Raw genomic sequence first — 15,499 nt, forward strand, 5'->3', positions numbered from 1 at the left:
TTGTTCAGGACCCTAAGCTTAAGGGTCAACAAGCGCTGCTCTCAACCAATGTCATGGCTGCACCGGCCATAGGGGAACCGGGGTGCAAATTTACCTGCCTATCGCTGAAATGCCCGTCAGTGTTCTCCTGATCCTCGGAATGGGCGCAGCGGTGGGGTTCATCTCCGGCCTGTTCGGGATCGGCGGCGGGTTTCTCATGACGCCGCTGCTGATCTTCCTCGGCATACCGCCCGCGGTAGCGGTGGCCACCCAATCCGCCCAGATCGTGGCCTCGTCCACCACCAGCGTTCTCAATGCCCTGCGGCGCAACGCGCTCGATTTCAAGCTCGGCGGAGTTCTCGTGGCGGGCGGCTTCGTCGGATCCGCTTTGGGCGTCTGGTTCTTTGCCGCGGCCCGACGGGCAGGCCAGCTCGACCTCGTCATCGTCGTCTCCTACGTGACCCTGTTTACCGTCGTCGGCAGCCTGATGCTCAAGGAGAGCGTCCGGGAATTCTGGACGAAGCGGCGCGGCGGGGTCATCCGCGTCAAACGGCAGGCAGGCGAGCACGCGCCCTATCTGTTCTGGCCGCTGCGCACCCGGTTTCACCGCTCGAAACTCTACGCCAGCATCATTCCGATCGTGGGCTTTGCCCTCTTCGTCGGCTTTGTGGGCGCGCTGCTGGGCATCGGCGGCGGCTTCATCATGGTGCCGGCTTTGCTCTACATCTTCCGGGTGCCGACCAGCGTGGTGGTGGGAACCTCGCAGTTCCAGATCGTCTGCACGACCCTCGTCTCGCTGATCCTGCACGCGGTGGCAAACCAGGCCGTCGACATCGTGCTGGCGATGCTGCTCATCGTCGGCGGGGTGTTCGGCGCGCAGTTCGGCGCCCGCGCCGGGCGTAACCTGCGCGCCGAGGTGTTCCGGTTCCTGCTGGCCATCCTCCTGCTGGCGGTCGGCCTTCGCTTCGCCCTGGAACTGATCGTCACTCCCAATGAACTCTTCTCCATCGCGACGCAGGAAACGCGAACGTGAGACTGGCCGTCACGTGTCTCGCCCTCCTCGCCTGTATCGCAACGGCCAGCGCCGAAACCCTCGTGACGTCCCTTTCGAACCACCGGGTGCTGATCAACTCCAACTACACCGGCACCTCGATCGCCCTCTTCGGGGCAATCGAGCGCGACGCACAGACGATCTCCCGGGGAACCGGGTACGAGGCCGTCGTGACGGTGCGCGGGCCGAAGCAATATCTGGTCGTGCGGGAAAAGGAGCGCCTCGGCCCGGTCTGGCTCAATCTCGAGCAGCAGAAATTCCCCAACGCGCCGGCCTATCTCAGTGTGCTGACCTCGCGACCGATCAGTGAAATCACGAGCGACCAGTTGCGCCAGCGTCAGAAGATCGGCCTCAAGGCCATCATCAACGCGCCGGACTTCACCAACGACCGCCAGGGTGCGGATGAGCCCTTCCGGCAGGCGTTGCTGCGTCTGAGACGTCAGGACGGCCTGTATATCGAGGACGACCGGGCGGTGACTTTCCTCACGCCGGCGATCTTCCGGGCGAGCATTCCGTTGCCCGCGACCGCGCCGCCGGGGAATTACGATGTCGAGGTCACGCTGTTGGCCGACACGGTGATCCTGACGCGCAGCTTCACCCATTTCGAACTCGTCAAGACCGGGTTCGAGCAACGTGTCGGCGAGGCGGCGCGGGATTCCGCCTGGATCTACGGTCTTGCGACCGCCGCCCTGGCGCTCCTGTTTGGTTGGATCGCCAACGTGATCTTCCGGCGCGACTGACCCTCAAAGGGGACAGGACAGGTCGCCCCCCGGACATTTCACCTGCGCCTTGAGATCCTCGATCCGCGCCCGCGTCAGCGCGGTCCGGCATTCCGTATAAAGCATCGGCCAGATGCTGCCCTGCTGGGCCGGGCCGCCGCCGGTGCGCAAGGTGCATTCCTTGTCGCGGAACGAAATCCAGGCGCGCTGCGCCTCGCGCAGATAGCCCTTGTTGTCGGACGCGAGCTTGCCCGCAAGCTCCGCGTAGACGGCATTCAATTGCTTGTCGGCGGTCGAGAATTTTTCGGACGCGCATTGATTGGCCGCAGCTTGTGTGGCTGCGTCTCCACAGGTGGCCGGAACCTGTGCGACAGCGGGCAGGGTCACGGTGGCAAACACGAATAGGCAGGCGGTGAGACGCAGGCGCATGGGACCCTCTGGCAAAAGCACGATCGTCAGTCGCGGCAGAGCATGGCGCGGGCGATCGCGAAAATGCGCTCCGTTCCGATGATATGGGCAGTGAACCCCGCTGGAAACAGCGGCGAGAACGCGAGATCGCAGGCATTGAGCCCGCCCGCATAAGCGCCCAAAGCCGGCATGATGCAACGGTTGCTATCGAGCAGGAAACACCGGCGACGCGTCGAGCGGCCGCGCATCACGACCTTGCCGACCGGATGGAGATGGCCCGCCACCTCGCCGATCGCGCCGGCAGCCGGCTCATGACGCAGCGTCAGCGACAAGATGCGGATCTCGTTGACCACCTCGCCGCCGATGCTCGCCGGCAGCGCGCGGTCGTGGTTGCCCGTGACCCAGATCCAGTCGCGATTATGCTGGACCGCCTTGAGGGTGTCCCGCTCGGGGTCGCCGAGCCGGTCCGGGCCGCCGATGTCGTGAAAGCTGTCGCCCAGCGCCACGACGACGCGGGGGTCGAACCGCTCGACGGCGGCGCACAAGGCTTTCAGGGTTTCGCGCGTATCGTAGGGCGGCAGCATCATGCCGCGCCGGGCGAAGGACGATCCCTTCTCGAAATGGAGGTCGGCCACCAGCAGCGTGTCATGATCGGGCAGATAGACGGCGCCCGAGACGTCCAGAACCATGGCGCAGCCTTGCAGGTCCAGATCGCTCGTCGCCTGTCTGATCTTGAGCAGTGCCGTCACGCCAGAGCCTCGTCGAGAAGGGTCGCTTCCGCCTCGGCCAGAATATCGTCCGCATCGTCGCTGTAGACGCGCTCGCGGCCGATCTCCAGCATGACGGACACGCCCAGGGGAGAAACCCGGTCGAGCGGCTTGTGGATGATTCGCCCCCGGATGCGTCGAAGCAGCACGCCGAGCCGCCTCACGTCGAGGAGTCCCGTTGCCGCATCCGCCCGCGCAGCCCGCAGCAGCACGTGATCCGGCTCGTGCCGCCGGAGCACATCGTAGACGAGATCCGTCGAGATCGTCACCTGCCGCCCGGTCTTGTGCTGGCCGGGAAACTTGCGCTCGATGAGACCGGCAATCACCGCCCCCTGCCGGAACGTGCGCTTCATCAGCGCCGCCTCGGCCAGCCAATCCTCGAGATCGTCACCCAGCATGTCCTCGGCAAACAGGTCGTCGAGAAATTCGGGTTCGCGGGCGATGCGGGCCGACACATCGCCGTTGCCCCAGACCGCGAGGCCATAATCGTTGGCCACATAGCCGAAGGGCTTGAGGCCTGCGCGCTCCATCCGCCGGGTCAGCAGCATGCCGAGCGTCTGGTGCGCGGGCCGCCCCTCGAACGGAAAGCATGTCATGTAAAAGCGCCCGCCACGGGGAAACGTCTCGACCAGGAGATCGCGCTCCCCCGGCACGCCGGAGCGCTTGCGTTGCTGGACCAACCATTCGGTCATCTGCTCCGGCAGGCGGTCCCATTCGAAGGAATCGGCGAGGATCGCCCGCACCCGTGCTGCCAGAAAGGTCGAGAGGGGAAACTTGCCGCCGTCATAGGAGGGAATTTTGGGATCGGTGCCGGCCGCAGCCCGCGTCACCAGCACCTCGTCCTCGACGATGCCCTCGAAGCGCAGCACCTCGCCGGCGAACAGGAACGTGTCGCTGGGGGTCAGGGTCTCGGCGAAATATTCCTCGATTTCGCCCAGGATCCGGCCGCGCGGAAGGACAGTGCCCGGTCTTGCCCGCGAGGACTTCCCCATGCGCACCTTGATCATCGTCGCCTCGACGATGGTGCCCACATTGAGCCGGTATTGCTGCGCGACCCTGGCATCGCGGACACGCCACAGGCCGTCTGCACCCTTCACGATCTTGGCGAAGCGCTCATAGGCGCGAAGCGCGTAGCCGCCGGTGGCCACGAACGCCACGCAGGCCTCGTAATCCTCCCAGGTCAGACCCGCATAGGGCGCGGCCGAGCGAATCTCGTCGTAGAACTCCTCCAGCCGGAAGGGCTCGGCGCAGGCGACCCCAAGGATGTGCTGACAGAGCACGTCGAGGGCGCCGATGCGCGCATCGGGCGTGTCCTGGGCGGCCTCATGCACGGCATCGAGCGCCGCCCGGCATTCCAAAATCTCGAAGCGGTTGGCCGGAACCAGGATCGCCTTGGAGGGCTCATCCATCCGGTGGTTGGACCGGCCGATGCGCTGCATGATCCGCGAGGCGCCCTTGGGCGCGCCCACATTCACGACGAGGTCCACGTCGCCCCAGTCGATGCCAAGATCCAGCGTCGCGGTGCAGACCACCGCCTTGAGTTTCCCGGCAATCATCGCCTCCTCGACCCGCCGCCGCTGGGCCACGTCCAGCGAGCCGTGATGGAGCGCGATGGAAAGGCTGTCTTCGTTGAGCTTCCACAATTCCTGAAAGGTGTATTCGGCCTGCAGGCGCGTATTGACGAAGACCAGGGTGGTGCGATGCGCGCGGATGAGATCGTAAATGGCCGGCATCGAGAGCGAGGCGGTGTGGCCCGCCAGCGGCAGCTTGTGGTCGATCTCCAGCATCTGGATGTCGGGCCTTGCTCCGCCTTCCACCGTGACGAGGTCGGCGAAGGCGCCGGGATCCCGCTGCGACACCAGATAGCGCCTCAGGTCATCCGGCTCCCGCACGGTGGCCGACAGGCCGACTGTGGTCATCTCCGGCGCGATGGCAAAGAGACGTGCGAGATCCAGCGACAACAGATCACCGCGCTTCGAGGTGACGAGCGAATGCAACTCGTCCAGCACGACCCGGCGCAGCCCTGAAAAGAGCGCGCGGCCCTCGCGATGGGCGAGCAGAAGGGCCAGCTGCTCGGGGGTGGTCAGCAGGATGTCGGGCGGCCGCTCGATCTGGCGCGCCCGCTTGTGCGAGGGGGTATCGCCGGTGCGGGTTTCGATGCGGATCGGCAGGCCCATCTCCCGCACGGGCGTCTCGAGATTGCGGGCAATGTCGGTGGCGAGAGCCTTCAAAGGCGAGATGTAGAGCGTGTGAAGGCCGGCCTTCGGCCCCTTTGCGCCCGTCTTCGCGCCCCTCTCGGAGAGTTCGACGAGGCTCGGCAGGAATCCCGCGAGGGTCTTGCCTGCCCCTGTCGGCGCAACGAGCAGAACCGAGCGCCCGTCGCGGGCTTTCTCCAGAAGGGCAAGCTGATGCTCTCGGGGCTTCCATCCCCGGGATTTGAACCAGTCGCGGAACAGGCGGGGGAGTGAGGAGGAAACGCTTTTCGCCATTGCACCCAAGATAGGCGCAATTCCCGGCTTCACCATGCCTGGCGTCCGATCATCGTTGCCTGATTGTTAGGTTGTGGACACAGATAGGTCGTCCCTTGCGCCTGCCCGTCGACCGGATCACCTTCACGTCACGCCAACACGAGATAACAAAACCATGAGCCCTCCCCTGACATCCCTGCAAAACGCCATCGCGCTCGTGACGGGCGGAACGCAGGGACTGGGCGAGACCATCGCCCGCACGCTGGCCGAGCGCGGCGCTGCTGGCCTCGTCATCTGCGGACGCAACGTCGAGCGCGGCCGGGCGGTCGCAGAGGACATCACGGCGCAGGGGTGCAAAACCGAATTTGTGACCGCCGACCTCGCGGACGTTGAACAGGCGCGATCCGTGGCCAAGCGCGCCGACGCGGTGTTCGGACGGCTGGATATCCTCGTCAATGCGGCCGGCATGACGGATCGCGGCACGATCTTCGACACGAGTCCGGAGCTGTTCGACCGGATGTTCGCCGTGAACGTGCGCGCCCCGTTCTTCCTGATGCAGGAGGCCGCTACCATCATGCGCCGCGAGCGTATCGAGGGCGCGATGGTCAATATCCTGTCGATGTCGGCCCATGGCGGCCAGCCATTCATTTCGGCCTATTGCGGCTCGAAAGGGGCGCTTGCCACCCTCACGAAGAACGCGGCCTTCAGCCTCATGCCCTACCGCATCCGCGTGAACGGCCTGAATATCGGCTGGATGAACACGCCCGGCGAAGACCGGATCATGCGCACCTATCATGGGGCGCAGGATGGATGGCTCGATGAGGCGGTCAAGAACCAGCCCTTCGGCCGTCTCCTCGACCCGGCCGAGGTCGCGCGCACGGTGGCGTTCCTGACGAGCCGGGAATCGGGGCTGATGACGGGCTCGATCATCGATTTCGACCAGTCGGTCGTCGGATGCTACGAGGACGCCCCGCATCCCTCGCGGCCTGCCGCGTAGCTCTCAATCGGGGCGCCGGAGCACCGCCAGATAGCCCGGCACGGCCTGATCCCGGTCCTGCCGGACCGAGACCGCATCGAAGATCAGGGTCTGAAAGCCGTGCTCGGCCGCCAGTGCGGCGAGCGCAGTCCTGGAATGGGCATAGCGCCCGTCCGAGCCCAGGATAACGCCCTCGCCGGGATGCGCCTGCACGGTGTAGGCGAACAGCCCGCCCGGCTTCAGGACGCGGCAGGCCCCTGCGAACACCGCATCAAGGGACGACAGGTAGATCAGCACGTCCGCCGCGACGACGAGGTCGACCGACGCGGCAGCCCATTCGGTGAGGAACGGCGTCAGGTGGCCCTCGTGAAGGCTGTCGTAGAGGCCGGTCCGCCGGGCGCGGTCCAGCATCAGGGGCGACAGATCGACCCCCGCGATCGCCGTGAACCCGCCCAAAAGGGCCCTGGCCATCAGGCCGGTGCCGCAACCCAGATCGAGGACCGTCCCGAAATGCAACGGACCCTGCCCATTCGCCCGCACGAGCGCCGCCATGACCGCCTCGGGGCCCGTATAGCCAAGGGTTTCGGTGAGGTGGCGGTCGAACCGGGGCGCGTAATTGTCGAACAGCGCCCGCACATAGGCATCGGTGATCGCGCTCTCGGCGGGAAGCGCCCCGAGCCGGGCAAGATCCAGCCGAACGCCAAGCTCGTCCTCAGGCGCGAGGGCAAGGGCCCGTCGAAGAGCGTCAACCGCCCCGTCCCGCTCATCCAGAGCCGCCATGGCGCGCCCGAGCAAGGCATGCGCTGCCGGAAAGTCCGGCGCCCGGTCCAGCACCTGCCGGGCGAGATCGGCCGCGGCCGCGAAGTCCTTTTCGTCGAATGCCGCGCGGGCATATTCGTAGCGGCCGTCGGCGCGCTGGTCGCCGGACGTTCGCAGGCTGAGGGGATGGAACATCGTATCCGCATGCGCCAGGGGCCAGGCGGTGTCAACGGGCGACAAGGCTCCTATATGCACAGCCCATGGCCATGCGCTCCACCGACATCCTGACCCAGACGCCGCAGGGACTCTACTGCCCGCCCGGCGACTTCCACATCGACCCGGTCCGTCCGGTTCCCCGCGCGTTGATTACGCATGGTCACTCCGACCACGCCCGCGCCGGACACGGCTCCGTGCTGGCGACCCGCGAAACGCTCCTCATCATGGCGGTCCGGTACGGCGAGGATTTCACACGGCAGCAGCAAATCGCACCGCTACGCGAGGAGATCCGCATCGGCGACGTCACCGTGCGGTTCTCGCCGGCCGGGCATGTGCTCGGATCGGCGCAGATCGCCATCGAGGCCGGCGGGACGCGGATCGTGGTCTCGGGCGACTACAAGCGCGCGGCCGATCCGACCTGCCTTCCCTACGAGGTCGTGCCCTGCGACGTGTTCATCACCGAGGCCACCTTTGGCCTGCCGGTCTTCAGCCATCCCGATACCCGCGACGAGGTTCGCAAGCTCCTCAACTCCGTGGCGTTGTTTCCCGAGCGCGCCCACATTGTCGGCGCCTACTCGCTCGGCAAGGCCCAGCGCGTGATGGCTCTCCTGCGCGAGGAGGGCTACGACCGTCCGATCCACCTGCACGGGGCGATGGAGCGGCTGACCGAATTCTACAAGAGCGAGGGCGTTCCTCTCGGAGAGACGCCCAAGGTGGTGGCGACGGAGCGCGGCCGGTTGGCGGGCGAAATCATCGTCTGCCCGCCCTCCTCCCTGCAGGACCTGTGGTCCCGCCGCTTCCCCGACCCGGTGGCGTGCTTCGCTTCCGGCTGGATGAGGGTGCGCGCCCGCGCCCGCCAGAAAGGCGTCGAGCTGCCGCTGGTGATCTCGGATCATTCCGACTGGGACGATCTCTGCCGTACGATCCTGGACACCGGCGCCGAGGAAGTGTGGGTCACGCACGGGCAGGAGGACGCCCTGGTGCATTGGTGCGAAACCCGCGGCCTGCGCGCCCGGCCTCTTCACATGCTGGGCTACGGTGACGAAGGCGAGGCCGAGGCCGAGGACCCGGCGTCCCCCCCTGCAACCGCGGAGACCGGCGCGCCATGAACCGTTTCGCGGCCCTTCTCGACCGCCTCGCCTATGAGCCACGCCGCAATGCCAAGCTGCGGCTTCTGGTCGATTATTTCGCCCACACGCCCGATCCTGACCGTGGCTATGCGCTTGCGGCCCTGACCGGCTCGCTGATGTTCAAGAAAGCCAAGTCGGGGTTGATCCGGGGGCTTGTCGAGGAGCGCACGGATCCGATCCTGTTCCGCATGTCCTACAATTATGTCGGTGACCTCGCCGAGACGGTGGCGTTGATCTGGCCCGCACCGGACCGGCAGCAGGCACTGCCCGGCGGCGATGGGCCCGCCATCGGCCACAACAACCCGCCGCCGCATGTGCCGACCATCACCGAGGTCGTGGAGGCGTTGGCGACCATGAGCCGGAGCGACCTGCCGGCGCGGGTCGCGGGTTGGCTCGACGCCCTCGACGAGACCGGCCGGTGGGCGCTTCTGAAGCTGATCACCCGCGAATTGCGGGTGGGCGTCTCCGCCCGCCTTGCCAAGACGGCCGTTGCGCAGATGGGCGGTTTCGCGCCTGACGAGGTCGAGCTCATTTGGCATGGACTGGACGTGCCCTACACGGAACTCTTCGCCTGGGCGGAGTCCCGCGGTCCAAAGCCCGAATCCACGAACCCGGCGCCGTTCCGGCCGCCCATGCTGTCGCATCCTCTGGAGGAGGAGGATTTCGCCAAGCTCGATGCGGCCGATTTCGTCGGCGAATGGAAATGGGACGGCATCCGGCTGCAAGCCGTGGCCGGGCGCGGCGAGGACGGGCGGCTGGTGCGGCGGATCTATTCGCGGACAGGCGAGGATGTGTCCAAAGCCTTCCCCGACCTCGTCGAGGCGCTGTCCTTCGAGGGCGCCATCGACGGCGAGTTGCTGATCGTGCGCGACGGCCGCGTGCAGAGCTTCAACGTGTTGCAGCAGCGCTTGAACCGCAAGGCCGTCACGCCCAAGCTGATCGCGGATTTTCCCGTCCATCTGCGCGTCTACGACATCCTGACCGAGGGCGACGAGGACCTGCGCGACCTGCCATTCCGGGAGCGCCGGACCCGCCTTGAAGCGCTGGTGGCAAAGCTCGACGATCCGCGGATCGAATTGTCGGCACTTGTCCCCTTCGAGTCGTGGGAAAACCTCGAATCCGCCCGCTCGGACCCGGGCTCAGTCGGAGCCGGGCCCGACGCGGACGCGATCGAGGGCTGTATGATCAAGCGGCTCGACAGCCCCTATCTGCCCGGCCGCCCGAAGGGTTACTGGTACAAATGGAAGCGCGATCCGTTCCTCGTCGACGCGGTGATGATGTACGGTCAGCGCGGCCACGGAAAGCGGTCGTCGTTCTATTCCGATTACACCTTCGGCGTCTGGCGGGACGGGCCGGATGGCGAGGAGCTCGTCCCGGTCGGCAAGGCCTATCACGGCTTCACCGACGAGGAGCTGGGCAAGCTCGACCGCTATGTCCGAAACAACACGGTCAATCGGTTCGGCCCGGTGCGCGAGGTGGAATACGGCAAGGATCGCGGGCTGGTGCTGGAAGTGGCGTTTGAGGGGCTGCAGCGCTCCACCCGACACAAATCCGGCGTCGCCATGCGCTTTCCCCGCATCAGCCGCATCCGCTGGGACAAACCGGCGGCCGAGGCGGACCGGATCGAGACGTTGGAGAAAATTCTCAAGCGGGGCGAGGCCGAGATCCATCCGCTTCAGGATCCGGCCACGAAAGGGTCATCCCCATGAAGGTTCCAGCCATCGAAACCCTCGCCGAAGGCAGCGTGACGCAGCAGGCAACGGGCCGGCTCCTGGTGGAGACCACCGGGCCCGGATTTACCGACATCACCGAGACCGTCGCTCGCTGGGTGCTGGCAAGCGGTATCCTGCAGGGGCTGTTGACGGTCCATTGCCGCCACACCTCGGCGTCCCTGCTGATCCAGGAAAACGCCGATCCGGACGTGCGCCTGGATCTTGCGACGGCGCTCGCCCGCCTGGCGCCCCGGGAGGCCGATTATGTCCACGCCACGGAAGGGCTGGACGACATGCCGGCCCATATTCGCACCATGCTGACGGCCACCACCCTCTCCGTGCCGCTTCTGGACGGCCAGATGACCCTTGGACGATGGCAGGGACTTTATCTTCTGGAGCACCGGGACGCCCCCCACACCCGCGATATCGTCTTTCACCTGATCGGCGCGTGACGTGGTGGCCAGAGAGGGTCTATCCTGACAAATCCGTGGATTGTCGGCTGCCTTGCTATTTCATGACGGTTGCGAGTAAGCCTCGGGAGGTTGCGTGGGGGAAGAAACGTTGCAGGGCGAGAACATCACGATCGTGATCGCGGACGATCATCCGCTCTTTCGCGGGGCCTTGCGGCAGGCCATCGGATCGATGATGCCCAAGGCGCGCGTTCTCGAGGCCAACGGGATGGACGATCTGCGCGTGACGCTAGGGCACGAGCGTGACGTGGACCTGATCCTCCTCGATCTGACGATGCCGGGCGTCCAGGGATTTTCCGGCCTTCTGACCCTGAGGGCTCAGTATCCCGAACTCCCCGTCATGATCGTGTCGGCCACCGAGGAGGCCACCGTCATCCGTCGTGCCATGGAATTCGGCGCCGCAGGCTTCATTCCGAAATCCATCGACATCGACAGCATCGGCGGCGCGATCGAGGCCGTGCTCGCAGGCGACACCTGGACTCCACCCGATGTCGACCTGAACGCCGCAGAGGACAAGGAAACGGCCGATCTGGTGCGCAGGCTGGGTACCCTCACGCCGCAACAGGTCCGCGTCCTGACCATGCTGTCGGAGGGGCTGCTCAACAAGCAGATCGCCTATGAGTTGTCGGTATCCGAAGCGACCGTGAAGGCGCACGTCTCAGCCATTCTCGACAAGCTCGGCGTCGACAGCCGGACCCAGGCCGTGATCGCCGCCGCCAAGATCGGCGTCACCCAGCGCCCCTCGCCTGCCAGCGCCGACTAAAGCCCTTCCACGAACCGGTCGATCCGCGCGAGCGCTTGCTCCGACAAAGCGCTGTCGAACCGGATGAAGACGTGGCATCCGCCCGGCCAGATGGCCAGATCCGTCTTGTTGCCGAGCGAGGCCCAGCGGGCGGCCATAAACAGCGAATCGTCCAGAAGCAGGTCCCGTGTGCCAACCGAGAAGAGCGCTGGCGGCAGCCCCGCGAGATCCGCATAGAGAGGCGAGATGCCGGGATCGCGCCGGTCCCGGTCGGGACCGCAGAAATTGTCGGCGAAATAGCGCACGTCCCGGGTATTGAGGATCAGCTTCTCGCTGCCCCAGTTCGCAACGCTCGGCGTGAGGGCCAGATCATAACAACCGGCAAACAGGTTCGCGCCGCGGAACGGAGTGAGGCCGTGCTTGTCGCGCAGCCGGAGGAGCGTGAGGGCGGCGAGATGCGCGCCAGCCGATTCGCCCCCGATGAACAAGCGTTCCGTTCCGAACCGCGACAGGGCCTCGCGCATGACCCAGAGCGCCGCCGCCTCGCAATCGTCGGGGGCTGCCGGAAAGGGATGCTCGGGCGCCAGCCGATACTCGACCGACACCACCGCAAGCCCGCAGCGATCCGCCAGCCGGTCGAGCCAGGGGTCCTGCTCGTAGGCCGTTCCCCATATCCAGCCGCCGCCATGAATGTGGAGATAGACACCCTTGGGCTGCTCAGGCGCGATGATCCTCAAAGGGATCGGCCCGCCGGGGCCATCGATCGCGACGACCCGGGCCCGCCCGCTGAGAGGCATGGCGGGAAAGGGACCGAGGCCCTGGCGCCGGCGCTCGCGGATCACGGCGGGTGGCACCGACCAGATTTCAGGGAGGCCCGACAGGCGGGCGACAATATCGGCGTTCTGCGCGCGGATCTCGTCACTGACGGCGGAGGGGTCGAACAGGGAGGGGTCGATCATGCCAAACTCGAAGTGTTGCGTTCATCGCCGACCCTTGCGATGAAGCACACGCCACAGCCGAGGTCCAGCATGGCCGGCGCTACGAGGATGACCGATGTCGAATATGAACCGCTTTCTCGGGGGCTCGCCCGGCTCCGTTCTGGCGAAACTGATCTTCCTGTCCCTGCTCGTCGGCGCGTTCATGGCCTTTCTCGGCATCACGCCCGTGGGCCTTGTCCAGGGCCTCTACCACTGGATCGCGTCCGTGCTTGATCTCAGCCTCGACACGATTCTGGAAGTGGGTCGCTGGATGCTCTACGGCGCGATCATCGTGATCCCGCTCTGGTTGCTGGCCCGCCTTTTCGGCCGACGCTGAACCCCGGTCGTGGATACCGCTCTCGCCCCGAGGACGATCGAGGTCGGACACCGGCGCATGCTGTTGCTCGCGCTGCCGATGACCCTCTCGAACGTCACGACCCCCCTTCTCGGGATGGTCGACGCAACCGTCATCGGCCGCCTCGGCGAAGCGCATCTCCTGGGCGCTGTCGCCCTCGGCGCGGTGATCTTCGATTTCGTGTTCTGGAGCTTCGGTTCGCTCAGGCTGGCGACCGCGGGCCTTACCGCGCAGGCCACGGGTGCGCAGGATCCGCACGACGTCGAGCGCATTCTGGCTCGGGCGCTCGTCGTGGCGGCCGTCACCGGGGCTCTGCTTGTCATGCTGCAATGGCCGATCGCGGCCCTTGCGTTTCCGCTGGTCGGCGCGAGTCCGGCGGTGACCGAGGCCTTGTCGGTCTATTTCTTCATCCGCATCTGGTCGGCACCCTTCGCGCTCGCAAACTACGCCATTCTCGGATCGACGCTCGGTCGCGGCCGGACCGATCTCGGGCTGCTGCTGCAGGTCGCCATCAACGTCGTCAACATCATCCTGACGGCCACCCTCGTCCTCGGGTTCGGCTATGGCGTCGCGGGCGCTGCCGTCGGTACAGCTTTGTCCGAAGTCGTTGGGGTAGCGTTGGGAATCGTGGTCATGCGGCGGCTGGGCTGCAATCCCTTTGCGGTCACGTGGGCGGACATCCGCAACCGCGCGGCGGTCATCCAGACCCTGGCCATGAACCGCGACATCATGATCCGCAATGTCGCGTTGATCGGGGCGTTTGCGGTCTTCAGCGCGCTCGGCGCCCGCACCGGCGACGTGACGCTGGCGGCCAATGCGGTGCTGTACAACATGTTTCTGATCGGCGGCTATTTTCTCGACGGCTTTGCCACGGCAGCCGAGACCCTGTGCGGACAATGCATTGGCGCGGCCGACAAGAGCGGGTTTTACCGCGCGGTGCGCCTGAGTCTTGTCTGGAGCCTCGGCTTCGGCGCTGGGGTGTTTCTTGTATTCCTGCTCAGTGGCGGCGCGTTTATCGACTTCGTTTCGACCAATCCCGACGTGCGATCGCAGGCTCGTGACTACCTCGTCTATGCGGCCCTCACGCCCCTCGTCGGCGCGACGGCCTTTGCGTTCGACGGCATCTTTACGGGAGCGACATGGACGCAAGCCATGCGCAACCTCATGGTGGTGGCGCTTGCCTTCTACGCCATTGCTCTGTTCGCGTTGCGCGACACCGGCAACACCGGTCTGTGGATTGCGCTTCTGGTCTTTCTCGCAACACGCGGACTGGGTCAGGCATTTCTCTGGAAACGCCTGGCCAAAGCGACTTTTCGGCAGATGGCCTAGAAGCGGCCTTGGGCGATAGCGGCCGCATCGCGACCGACGGCATCTGCCAGGCGAATGTCGTCGCGTGCGAGCGTGCGCACCAGACCCTGCTTGATCTCGCTGACGATGCCCGGCCCCTTGAAAATCATGGCCGAGTAGAGCTGCACGAGGCTGGCGCCCGCCCTGATCTTGGCCCAGGCCGCATCCGCGCCATCGACGCCGCCGACGCCGATCAACGGAATCCGGCGCTCGACCCTGAGATAGGTTTCGGCGAGAAGCTGCGTCGACGGGCGAAACAACGGCTTTCCCGACAAGCCGCCGGTCTCTTTGGCCAGGGCCTTGTCCTTGAGGCTGATGGGGCGATCGATGGTGGTGTTCGACACCGTCAGTCCGTCGACACCGCGCGCGAGCGCCGTCGCCACGATGGCGTCGAGCGCGTCCAGCGCAATATCCGGCGCAATCTTCAGCAGGATGGTGGTCTTGCGGCGTCCGCGATCGGCCTCGTCGCGAGCGGAAATGCAGCGTGCGAGAAGGTCGTCGAGAAACGCTTCGCCCTGAAGGTCCCGCAAACCGGGCGTGTTGGGCGACGAGACGTTGATCGTGATGAAATCCACCAGACCGGCTAGGGTCGTGATGCAGGCCACGTAATCGGCGATCCGGTCGTTGGAGTCCTTGTTGGCCCCGATGTTGATGCCGACAATTCCCGGGCGTCCCGCGCGAGCCGCCATCCGGCCTCTCGCGACCTCCAGACCCTCGCTGTTCAACCCGAACCGGTTGATCACCGCCTCGTCCTGGGGCAGCCGGAAAACGCGCGGGCGCGGATTGCCCGGCTGCGGCTTGGGCACGACGCCCCCAAGTTCGACAAACCCGAAGCCGAGACCGAGCAATTGATCCGGCACCTCGCATTGCTTGTCGAAGCCTGCCGCCAGGCCAACCGGATTGGGGAAGTGGCGACCGAAAACGTCCGTCGCCAGCCGCCCGTCGTCGGCCGGCGGCGTCAGTGCCGGCGCCAGTCGCAAGCCTTGGATCGTCAGGTGATGTGCGGTCTCCGGATCGAGCGCGTGCAGGACCCGTCTGGCGAGCGGAAACAGAGCGCCGATCATGATTGCAATTCCGGAAAGACGTGACGGCCATCGGGGCCGATGGGAAGCGGTTTGGTCCACAGCACGGCCGAGAGCGGCAGCGGGCCAAAAAGATGCGGAAACAGATCCCCACCGCGCGAAGGTTCGAAGATGAGCCCGTCGCCAAGTCGGTCTGCGTCGATTGCTATCAACAGGAGATCTTGTTGACCGGCAAAGTGTCGGAGAGCTGTTTCGTGCACTTGCGACGCTGTGGAAAAGTGGAGGTACCCATCCTGGATATCAACCGGGGCACCGTTGAACTGTCCGGACGATTCCGCCTTTTCCCACAGGCTCTCAATACAGATTTTATAAATGATCTTCATACTATTCCGAGTAGCGAT

At 65.7% G+C, this 15,499-nt stretch carries 16 protein-coding genes; 9 read left to right on the plus strand and 7 right to left on the minus strand.

Annotation, left to right across the window (positions count from 1 at the left end; all coding sequences use genetic code 11):
• The first annotated feature begins 82 nt into the window (after positions 1-82).
• Both J4G32_RS18610 and J4G32_RS18615 read left to right on the plus strand, forming a co-directional pair.
• Positions 83-1,012, plus strand: a complete 930-nt coding sequence (locus J4G32_RS18610) for a sulfite exporter TauE/SafE family protein (protein WP_210497051.1) — start codon at positions 83-85, stop codon at positions 1,010-1,012.
• Positions 1,009-1,770 carry a TIGR02186 family protein gene (locus J4G32_RS18615; RefSeq protein ID WP_210497052.1) on the plus strand — a complete coding sequence of 254 codons (762 nt, stop codon included), beginning with the start codon at positions 1,009-1,011 and terminating at the stop codon, positions 1,768-1,770. The genes J4G32_RS18610 and J4G32_RS18615 overlap by 4 nt, the downstream gene beginning before the upstream one ends.
• A 3-nt stretch (positions 1,771-1,773) precedes the next feature.
• On the opposite strand, the gene J4G32_RS18620 is transcribed toward J4G32_RS18615, so the two are convergent.
• From J4G32_RS18620 to J4G32_RS18630, 3 genes are read right to left on the minus strand one after another with little or no spacing between them, the layout of a single operon-like run.
• On the minus strand, positions 1,774-2,178 hold the full coding sequence (locus J4G32_RS18620) for a lysozyme inhibitor LprI family protein (RefSeq protein WP_210497053.1): 405 nt from the start codon (positions 2,176-2,178) through the stop codon (positions 1,774-1,776).
• 26 nt (positions 2,179-2,204) lie between these two features.
• Positions 2,205-2,906: a ligase-associated DNA damage response endonuclease PdeM gene (pdeM, locus tag J4G32_RS18625; protein WP_210497054.1), complete on the minus strand. Its 702-nt coding sequence runs from the start codon at positions 2,904-2,906 to the stop codon at positions 2,205-2,207.
• Positions 2,903-5,413: a ligase-associated DNA damage response DEXH box helicase gene (locus J4G32_RS18630; RefSeq protein WP_210497055.1), complete on the minus strand. Its 2,511-nt coding sequence runs from the start codon at positions 5,411-5,413 to the stop codon at positions 2,903-2,905. Before J4G32_RS18630 ends, pdeM begins: the two co-directional genes overlap by 4 nt.
• A gap of 154 nt (positions 5,414-5,567) precedes the next feature.
• Between J4G32_RS18630 and J4G32_RS18635 the strand changes: the two genes are divergently transcribed.
• Positions 5,568-6,389 (plus strand): SDR family oxidoreductase, encoded by an 822-nt coding sequence (locus J4G32_RS18635; protein WP_210497056.1) that lies wholly within the window; start codon positions 5,568-5,570, stop codon positions 6,387-6,389.
• 3 nt (positions 6,390-6,392) lie between these two features.
• On the opposite strand, the gene J4G32_RS18640 is transcribed toward J4G32_RS18635, so the two are convergent.
• Positions 6,393-7,322 carry a class I SAM-dependent DNA methyltransferase gene (locus tag J4G32_RS18640; protein WP_210497057.1) on the minus strand — a complete coding sequence of 310 codons (930 nt, stop codon included), beginning with the start codon at positions 7,320-7,322 and terminating at the stop codon, positions 6,393-6,395.
• 65 nt (positions 7,323-7,387) lie between these two features.
• Here J4G32_RS18640 and J4G32_RS18645 point away from each other — a divergent pair, with 65 nt between their 5' ends.
• The 4 genes from J4G32_RS18645 to J4G32_RS18660 all read left to right on the plus strand — a co-directional run bounded on the left by J4G32_RS18645 (position 7,388) and on the right by J4G32_RS18660 (position 11,418).
• A complete protein-coding gene (locus J4G32_RS18645) occupies positions 7,388-8,452 on the plus strand; it encodes a ligase-associated DNA damage response exonuclease (protein WP_210497058.1) in 1,065 nt (354 codons plus the stop codon).
• A complete protein-coding gene (locus tag J4G32_RS18650; RefSeq protein ID WP_210497059.1) occupies positions 8,449-10,182 on the plus strand; it encodes a cisplatin damage response ATP-dependent DNA ligase in 1,734 nt (577 codons plus the stop codon). Before J4G32_RS18645 ends, J4G32_RS18650 begins: the two co-directional genes overlap by 4 nt.
• Positions 10,179-10,637, plus strand: a complete 459-nt coding sequence (locus J4G32_RS18655; protein WP_210497060.1) for a secondary thiamine-phosphate synthase enzyme YjbQ — start codon at positions 10,179-10,181, stop codon at positions 10,635-10,637. The genes J4G32_RS18650 and J4G32_RS18655 overlap by 4 nt, the downstream gene beginning before the upstream one ends.
• Before the next feature lie 94 nt (positions 10,638-10,731).
• Positions 10,732-11,418, plus strand: coding sequence for a response regulator (locus tag J4G32_RS18660; RefSeq protein ID WP_343232682.1), 687 nt, complete (start codon positions 10,732-10,734; stop codon positions 11,416-11,418).
• Here the strand turns inward: J4G32_RS18660 and J4G32_RS18665 are convergent.
• Positions 11,415-12,356 (minus strand): alpha/beta hydrolase, encoded by a 942-nt coding sequence (locus tag J4G32_RS18665; protein ID WP_210497061.1) that lies wholly within the window; start codon positions 12,354-12,356, stop codon positions 11,415-11,417. The two genes, J4G32_RS18660 and J4G32_RS18665, sit on opposite strands and share 4 nt — an antisense overlap.
• A gap of 94 nt (positions 12,357-12,450) precedes the next feature.
• On the opposite strand from J4G32_RS18665, the gene J4G32_RS18670 reads away from it, so the two are divergent.
• Together J4G32_RS18670 and J4G32_RS18675 are read left to right on the plus strand one after the other, a co-directional pair.
• Positions 12,451-12,711 (plus strand): DUF6460 domain-containing protein, encoded by a 261-nt coding sequence (locus J4G32_RS18670; RefSeq protein ID WP_210497062.1) that lies wholly within the window; start codon positions 12,451-12,453, stop codon positions 12,709-12,711.
• 57 nt (positions 12,712-12,768) lie between these two features.
• Positions 12,769-14,058 carry an MATE family efflux transporter gene (locus tag J4G32_RS18675; protein ID WP_210497135.1) on the plus strand — a complete coding sequence of 430 codons (1,290 nt, stop codon included), beginning with the start codon at positions 12,769-12,771 and terminating at the stop codon, positions 14,056-14,058.
• On the opposite strand, the gene J4G32_RS18680 is transcribed toward J4G32_RS18675, so the two are convergent.
• Both J4G32_RS18680 and J4G32_RS18685 read right to left on the minus strand, forming a co-directional pair.
• Positions 14,055-15,140 carry a quinone-dependent dihydroorotate dehydrogenase gene (locus J4G32_RS18680; protein ID WP_210497063.1) on the minus strand — a complete coding sequence of 362 codons (1,086 nt, stop codon included), beginning with the start codon at positions 15,138-15,140 and terminating at the stop codon, positions 14,055-14,057. The genes J4G32_RS18675 and J4G32_RS18680 overlap by 4 nt on opposite strands.
• On the minus strand, positions 15,137-15,481 hold the full coding sequence (locus J4G32_RS18685; protein ID WP_210497064.1) for a DUF952 domain-containing protein: 345 nt from the start codon (positions 15,479-15,481) through the stop codon (positions 15,137-15,139). Before J4G32_RS18685 ends, J4G32_RS18680 begins: the two co-directional genes overlap by 4 nt.
• Positions 15,482-15,499 lie beyond the last annotated feature (18 nt).

This window comes from Microvirga antarctica, assembly GCF_017921815.1.
GTDB classification, from domain to species: Bacteria; Pseudomonadota; Alphaproteobacteria; order Rhizobiales; family Beijerinckiaceae; genus Microvirga; species Microvirga antarctica.

What these genes read in the sequence shown, in the direction of transcription:
- J4G32_RS18640 (WP_210497057.1), bottom strand. Translation starts at nt 7,322, where the DNA reads ATGTTCCATCCCCTCAGCCTGCGAACGTCCGGCGACCAGCGCGCCGAC.
- J4G32_RS18635 (WP_210497056.1), top strand. Translation starts at nt 5,568, where the DNA reads ATGAGCCCTCCCCTGACATCCCTGCAAAACGCCATCGCGCTCGTGACG.
- J4G32_RS18620 (WP_210497053.1), bottom strand. Translation starts at nt 2,178, where the DNA reads ATGCGCCTGCGTCTCACCGCCTGCCTATTCGTGTTTGCCACCGTGACC.
- J4G32_RS18665 (WP_210497061.1), bottom strand. Translation starts at nt 12,356, where the DNA reads ATGATCGACCCCTCCCTGTTCGACCCCTCCGCCGTCAGTGACGAGATC.
- J4G32_RS18680 (WP_210497063.1), bottom strand. Translation starts at nt 15,140, where the DNA reads ATGATCGGCGCTCTGTTTCCGCTCGCCAGACGGGTCCTGCACGCGCTC.
- J4G32_RS18655 (WP_210497060.1), top strand. Translation starts at nt 10,179, where the DNA reads ATGAAGGTTCCAGCCATCGAAACCCTCGCCGAAGGCAGCGTGACGCAG.
- J4G32_RS18675 (WP_210497135.1), top strand. Translation starts at nt 12,769, where the DNA reads ATGCTGTTGCTCGCGCTGCCGATGACCCTCTCGAACGTCACGACCCCC.
- J4G32_RS18645 (WP_210497058.1), top strand. Translation starts at nt 7,388, where the DNA reads ATGGCCATGCGCTCCACCGACATCCTGACCCAGACGCCGCAGGGACTC.
- J4G32_RS18630 (WP_210497055.1), bottom strand. Translation starts at nt 5,413, where the DNA reads ATGGCGAAAAGCGTTTCCTCCTCACTCCCCCGCCTGTTCCGCGACTGG.
- J4G32_RS18650 (WP_210497059.1), top strand. Translation starts at nt 8,449, where the DNA reads ATGAACCGTTTCGCGGCCCTTCTCGACCGCCTCGCCTATGAGCCACGC.
- J4G32_RS18685 (WP_210497064.1), bottom strand. Translation starts at nt 15,481, where the DNA reads ATGAAGATCATTTATAAAATCTGTATTGAGAGCCTGTGGGAAAAGGCG.
- J4G32_RS18670 (WP_210497062.1), top strand. Translation starts at nt 12,451, where the DNA reads ATGTCGAATATGAACCGCTTTCTCGGGGGCTCGCCCGGCTCCGTTCTG.